The following is a 6,428-nucleotide window of genomic DNA, read 5'->3' on the forward strand; positions in this document are numbered from 1 at the left end:
GACGCGGCGGATGCTTCGGTCCGGGATTCTTCAGTCGCGCATAAATTCGGCACCGGGGAAAGCCCGGCGCACGCTCCTTCAGAATGACGCCCCGGCGCCGAGGTGGGCGGCAGGACACCGGTGGCGCGGAGGTGCCGCTGCGGGGGGCGGATCGCGCGGGCCGCGCGAACAGGATCAGGCGCACCGGAACCGCCACCTCAGCCGCACCGAAACCCCTCACCCACCTCGCATCCCGAGTGTCATTCTGAGTCTTCCACCAGCCTTCGGCTGACCATGTGGCGATGAAACTGGGCAGGGTGCGTGTTTGGGTTTGTGTGGCGGTAGCTAAGCGGGGTCGGTGCTCTCGAACGGTGCCACAGACGGGGTAGTTTCTATTCAGGGAGGCGCCGCCCCGCACCGTCCGTCACGCCAGACCTTGGCGCCGACCGAAGAATCCCGCGCCACCGCATCCCATGCACGCCCGGTTGCGCGCCGCGCTCTGAGGCTGCGGGTGGGCGGGAGAGGCTGGAGCACGCTGCGCCGGACTGCGGCGCGGCGGATGCTTCGGTCCGGGCTTCTTCAGTCGCGCATGAACGCGGTGCCGGGGAAAGCCCGGCGCACGCTCCTTCAGAATGACGCCCCGGCGCCGAGGTGGGCGGCAGGCCACCGGTGGCGCGGCCGTCGTTCAACGGGCCGGTGCAGCGGCTGCCGCGGCACGGATGGCGACGTCAGGCGAGACGGCTACTCCGCCGCGCCGCGCAGGATCTCCAGGAACGCCTCCCCGTACTTGTCCATCTTGGCGGGCCCCACGCCGGGGACCCCGAGCATTTCGGACGAGGTGCGCGGGTGGCGTTTGGCGATCTCCACCAGCGTGCGGTCGGCAAAGATGCAGTACGCGGGGAGCTCCGCTTCCTTCGCCAGCCGGGTCCGCAGTTCGCGAAGCTGGTTGTACACCTGCCGCTGCGCCGGCGTGGGCGGCGCCACCCCTTCTACCGAGGGCGGCTCGCCGCGCACACGCCGCGCGGACTTTGCCGGCGAGGGCTCGCGGTACATGTCCAGCGCCCCGGCCACCGCGCGCAGAATAGCGCCACCATGCCGGTCCGCCAGCGCCCGCCCCATCCCTTCCACGCCCAGCAGCGCCTCCGGGGTGCGGGGCCGCTCCTCCGCCAGGCTTTCCACGAGGGCGTCCGTCATCATCATCCCCTCGGGGATCCCTTCCGCGTTCGCCAGCTCCCGCCGCAGCCGGCGAAGCGCCTCGGTGACGCGCACGGCCCGGCTCAGCTTTCCCTTCCCCGGCAGCTCCACGTCGCCCGCGGACGAGGATGCGCCCGCGGGGCCGCCGCCCAGGCAGTTGTCGCAGGCACCGCAGCGGTTCATGGCCGCGGGGTCGCCAAAGTAGCGGAGAACGAAGCCGCGCCGGCACCCGTCGGTGTAGGCGTAGTTCTGCATCTGCTTCAGCTTGCCCAGGTCGCGCCGCTTGCGCTCATCCAGCCCGCGCCAGTCGATGGGGAGCCGGTTCACGGGGGTGGTGCGGTCCAGCACCCAGGTGCCCTCGCCGCTCAGCGCGCGCCACTCCACCATGCCGCGCTCCTGCAGCCCGTCCAGCAGCGGCGCCGCCCTTCCCCGCCCGCCCGCGGCGGAATCCAGCGAGCGCCAGTCCAGCTCCACCCCGCGGTAGATGGCTTCGCCGCGCGCCGCGCGCCACAGCCCGCGCAGGAACTGCAGCTCCTCCGGCGAATCGCCCAGCTCGCGGGAGATGCGCTCCGGCCTGGCAAGCAGGCGCACGCGCACGGGCTGCGGGCCGCCGCCGTACGTCTGGCGCACCAGGCCGAACTGCTCCAGCACCCGCGCCGCGGAGGCCGCCTGCCGCTCGTCGTCGATGCCCGGAACGGTGCGGCCCAGGTCGGCGATGGGGAGGCCGTACAGCCCCTCGGAGTCGGCGCGGTCGCGCAGCGCCTTCATGGCCGCCTCCACCGTCGCGCGCGGCGGGTGGGCGGAGTTGATGAAGTACTCGTGCGTGAACTTGTCCTTGAAGGCGTGCAGCAGAACGCAGTCGCTTTCGCCCCCGTCGCGTCCGGCGCGCCCCGCCTCCTGGTAGTACGCCTCCAGGTTGCCGGGAAGGTTGTAGTGGACGACGATGCGCACGTCGGGCTTGTCGATCCCCATGCCGAACGCGTTGGTGGCCACCACCACGCGCGTCTTGCCGGTCATGAACTCGTCCTGGATCCGCTTGCGGTCGCGGTCCGGAAGCCCGGCGTGGTAGCCCACCGTGGGCGTTCCCACCCCGTTGAGCAGCGCGGTGAGCGCGTCCACCGCCTTGCGCGTGGACGCGTAGATGATGGCCGAGCCCTCGCGCCCGCGCAGCAGGCGCAGGACGAGGCGGTCCTTTTCGGAATCGTTCTTGGCCTGCAGCACGTGCCAGTGCAGGTTGCGCCGGTCGAACCCGGTCACCAGCACGGCGGGGTCCGCCAGCCGCAGCTGTCGGATGATGTCGTCGCGCACCTCGGGGGTGGCGGTGGCGGTGAGCGCGGCCACGGGCGGCCCGCCCAGCAACTCGCGCACTCCTCCCAGCCGCAGGTACGAGGGGCGGAAGTCGTGCCCCCACTCGGAAACGCAGTGCGCCTCGTCCACCGCCAGCAGGGAGACGGGAAGGCGCTGGAGACGACGGCGGAAGCCCTCGGCGTCAAAGCGCTCGGGCGCCACGTACAGCAGCTTGATCTCGCCCCGCTCCGCCGCGTCCAGCCGCGCCGCCATTTCGCCCGCGCCCAGGGTGGAGTTCACAAAGCTGGCGGGCACGCCGGCGGCCTCCAGCCCGTCCACCTGGTCTTTCATGAGACTGATCAGGGGGCTCACCACCAGCGTCACGCCGGGCAGGAGCATGGCCGGCACCTGAAAGCACAGGCTCTTGCCCCCGCCCGTAGGCATGATGGTGAGCGAATCGCCCCCCGAAAGCACGTTGCGCACGGCCTGGTCCTGCCCCGGGCGAAAGTCCGGGTACCCCCAGTAGCGTGACAGCACCTCGCGGGCGCGGTCCAGCGGATCGGGAAGGTGCAGGTCGGGCTGGTTCATGGACGAACGGATGCCGGTGCGGGTGATCGGGACAAACGGAACAATATGGACAAGAACGCCGCTTGCCCAGCCCCCTACCCCGCAACGCGTGCATGGTGCGCCCTTTTTCGCCCGGACGTGCCCCCGTCCCGCGATCCGAATGAACAGAAAGCCCTCCCGCGCCGTGCGGGGAGGGCTTCCGTGAGATCACAGCGCAGCTGTCAGACGCGGCTCAGCACCATGACAAACAACATTCCCATGATTGCCCACGTCACCAGGCGCATTGGGAGAGGTGTCTGGGCGGGCACTGGTACTCCGTGCCCGAAACGCCAGATGTGGCGCCCCACCATGAGCAGGTACGCAAGCACCAGGGCAAGGAACACGCTTCCATCCCAGTCTCCGCGCAGCATGGTCCAGGCCAGCACGCAGGCTAATCCAGGAATAATGAGTGCAAGCGCGATCCCCGACCCGACGCTGATCCTTTGCTCTAGGGTCATCCCACTTTCAGGGTGCGGGTGCGGCCGCCAGCGGCGCGCAGAGCGCCGCGGCGTAAATCAGCTTGCCCAGTGCGTAGGAAGACGTTCCGGCCAGCTGCACGAACATGTCGTTCTCCTCCTTCTCCGCGTCCAGGTACATCTGGTAGTACAAACGCTCCAACCAGGGGTCGTACCCCGGCTTTCCAATCTGATTGGTGTACGTGGCCCACCGGGCGTTCGCCGCGCGCGTTGCTTTGCGCAGATCCCACATCTGGTAGGCCGACCATCCCGCCGAGATGAGGGCACCACCACCGTCCCCGCCCATCTTGGTGAAAACACAGATCGCGTATGCGCCGGGGCCTTCGTCCAGGGTGTCTCCATCGCAATTGAGATCGCCCGGCTGGCACTCACCCGGCGTGGGTGGCAGGCCGCCTCCCATTGCGGGCCCGTTGTCCCCAGTGCCCCAGCAGGAATCCGGATCGTACTCGCACGGATCGATCTCCGGCTGATCTGTTTACGGGCGCACGGTGACCGTGATCGGCTCCAGTGGGCAGACGCCGTCAGTCACGCAGCCCTGGATCATGATTGTGCCCTGGCGCTGCTTGAACTCGGCAGCGCCCCCATTTTCACGAACCAGGAAGCGGCGGTCCACCCGGCGCAGCGCCGCCTCCGTGTAGGGCACCGCCGGGCAGCTCGCGCCGAAGGCCATGACGCCGTCCCCGTTGTTGGCCGAGAACCGGTATTGGACGGTGCGGCCGGCGGGATCGGCTTCGGGCCGCGGCACGTACAGCGTGTCCTGCCGCCGGTACCAGCCGAACCCGACGGCCGAAATCCGTGCCGCGCCCAGCGAGCACACGACCGGGACCTGTCCCGCGTGCAGACCCTGATCGAGGGCCATGGCCGCCGGCAGCGGGGCCGGCGCGGGATTCGTGGGGACATCCCCGCATGCGGCCGTCCACAGCAGCCCGGCCGCCGCGGCCAGGCGGGCGAGCACCTTCTGTCTTCTCATGAATGCTCCGCGATAAAAGGTTGGTGATTATGCGTCGGAAAGGATTGCCCGGCGTCGGCAATATAGAATGTCCTCAAGGGAGTGCGCCAGTTGCCGCTGGAAAGCGGTCACCGCCCGGCACATCCGCGCGCGGCAGCTACGCTCAATCGCCCTCCCAGACTGAGGCGCGCATGTCCCAGGCGGGGCACGAGCGGACGCGCGGCACCGGGCCGCAAACGAGGCGGTGGCCCCCGTGGGCCGCCGTCGAAGGAAACACGAGGCCGGGGAGCAGCCGGCCCTATCCCCCCCTGCTACAACGTGATACGGGGAGAGTGCCCCCGGAATCCCGGGCAGGAACCCAAAACGCTTTTCCCGGAACAGGATGGGCGTTGCGCGATCGTGGTTTTGCGTATAGCTTGATGAAGAAGTCACACCCCATGCGGAACGGCATCCCCCGGTACCGTTCCCATCCTCGGTTTCGATCACCGAATCAATCCCCCGGTCACTCCCGGCTTTCACGGGCACCGGACCGCCATCCCTACGGAGACACTCGAATGGCCGAGCAGGTTCTCGACCGTACCGCGGCCGAACGCGCCGCGCGCCGCCCCTGGACCGCCCCCCGCGTGGATGAGCTTCCGCGCCTGACGGAGCTGACCCTGGCCACCGGACCGGCGATTGGCGGCGGCCTGGGAACCGGCGGCGGCGGAACCACCGTTTTCTAGGACCGGGTCGCTTCACCACGGCCGCAGTCCCCGGGGAGCGCCGCACGCCGGCGCTCCCTTTCGTTCCCCCCTGGAAGGATCTTCTCATGCTCCTGGGCTTCGCCCTCACCGAGCACTGCAATCTTCGCTGTCCCCACTGCATTCGCGACGACGTCACCACGGTGGTGAACCTGTCGCCGGAGCTGGTGTTCAGGACCACGGAGGCCGCGCGTGACCTGTTCGGCAACGTGGTCGTGAGCATGACCGGGGGAGAGCCCACCATTCACCCGCAGTGGGACGCCATCATCGCGGGGCTGCACGCCCGCGGCGTGCCGTACCGCTTCGTCACCAACGGATGGCACATGCGCCGGCTCATGCCGGGGCTGGACCGCCACCCGCCGGCGTACGTGCGCATCAGCCTGAGCGGCGCGGACGAGGCGACCCATGACGCCGAGCGCGGCCGCGGCAGCTTTCGCCGGGTGATGATGGCCATGGCGCTGCTCACCAGCCGGCAGATTCCCGCGGCGCTCTCCATCGTCATCGACCGGCGCGACCGCCACCAGGTGCGCCGCGCGGCGGACCTGGCCGAATCGCTGGGCGCGCTGCGGCTGCACTACATCCTGCCCCAGCCCGTTCCCGGAAGCGCGGCCCGCGACAGCGACCTGCCCCCGGAGGAGTGGCCGGCGGTGCGCGACGAGATCCTGGCCCTGGCGGCCGACCCGTCGCGCCGCTGCTTCATTCAGATGGACTACGGCGCGCCCGCCGAAGACGGCCGCGACGAAGAGCTCTGCCAGACGCTGTCCGGCCAGCGCGTGTACGTGGACGCCAAGGGGCGCCTGAGCGTGTGCTGCCAGCTGAGCGAATATGGCTTCAACGAGCGCGACGTGGTGGCGGACCTGAACGAGCTTCCCTTTGCGGAGGCGTGGACGCGCTACCAGCAGGGGCTGGCCGCGCTGGCCCGGGCGAGCCGCCCCCGCAACGACGGCGACCCGTTCGACAAGTTTCCCTGCATGCGCTGCGCGCGCAGCCAGGGCAAGATGGAGTGGATCCGGCAGTACCCGGCCAGCCCCTGGGTGGGCGCCGCGGGGCCCGCGCCCGTCCGTCCGCTGGTGACGCTGGGCCCCCGCCGCGTCCTGGCCGGCACGGCGGCATAAGGCCACCGGTTTCCGTCCGGCCCCGCGCCGCCCCCGCCGTTCACCGGCGGGGGCGGCGTTCTTCATCCCCGCCGCCCGGTTT

General features: G+C 70.1%; 6 protein-coding genes. 2 read left to right on the forward strand and 4 right to left on the reverse strand.

The features are described from left to right. Positions 1-720: 720 nt before the first annotated feature. From VF665_RS22895 to VF665_RS22910, 4 genes are all read right to left on the reverse strand, one after another. Complete coding sequence (locus VF665_RS22895; protein WP_331055801.1) at positions 721-3,048, reverse strand: RecQ family ATP-dependent DNA helicase; 2,328 nt, start codon at positions 3,046-3,048, stop codon at positions 721-723. Positions 3,049-3,248: 200 nt separating this feature from the next. Beyond that, positions 3,249-3,524, reverse strand: coding sequence for a hypothetical protein (locus tag VF665_RS22900; RefSeq protein WP_331055802.1), 276 nt, complete (start codon positions 3,522-3,524; stop codon positions 3,249-3,251). Positions 3,525-3,531: 7 nt separating this feature from the next. Next, the gene (locus VF665_RS22905) at positions 3,532-3,942 is read right to left on the reverse strand and encodes a hypothetical protein (RefSeq protein ID WP_331055803.1); all 411 of its coding nucleotides are present in this window, start codon (positions 3,940-3,942) and stop codon (positions 3,532-3,534) included. 75 nt (positions 3,943-4,017) lie between these two features. After that, positions 4,018-4,512: a hypothetical protein gene (locus VF665_RS22910; RefSeq protein ID WP_331055804.1), complete on the reverse strand. Its 495-nt coding sequence runs from the start codon at positions 4,510-4,512 to the stop codon at positions 4,018-4,020. Positions 4,513-5,045: 533 nt separating this feature from the next. On the opposite strand from VF665_RS22910, the gene VF665_RS22915 reads away from it, so the two are divergent. Next, positions 5,046-5,213, forward strand: a complete 168-nt coding sequence (locus tag VF665_RS22915; protein WP_331055805.1) for a hypothetical protein — start codon at positions 5,046-5,048, stop codon at positions 5,211-5,213. Positions 5,214-5,299: 86 nt separating this feature from the next. Beyond that, positions 5,300-6,346 (forward strand): radical SAM protein, encoded by a 1,047-nt coding sequence (locus tag VF665_RS22920; RefSeq protein WP_331055806.1) that lies wholly within the window; start codon positions 5,300-5,302, stop codon positions 6,344-6,346. The last annotated feature ends 82 nt before the right edge of the window (positions 6,347-6,428 follow it).

Origin of the sequence: Longimicrobium sp. (genome assembly GCF_036387355.1) — a bacterium.
Taxonomy (GTDB): domain Bacteria; phylum Gemmatimonadota; class Gemmatimonadetes; order Longimicrobiales; family Longimicrobiaceae; genus Longimicrobium.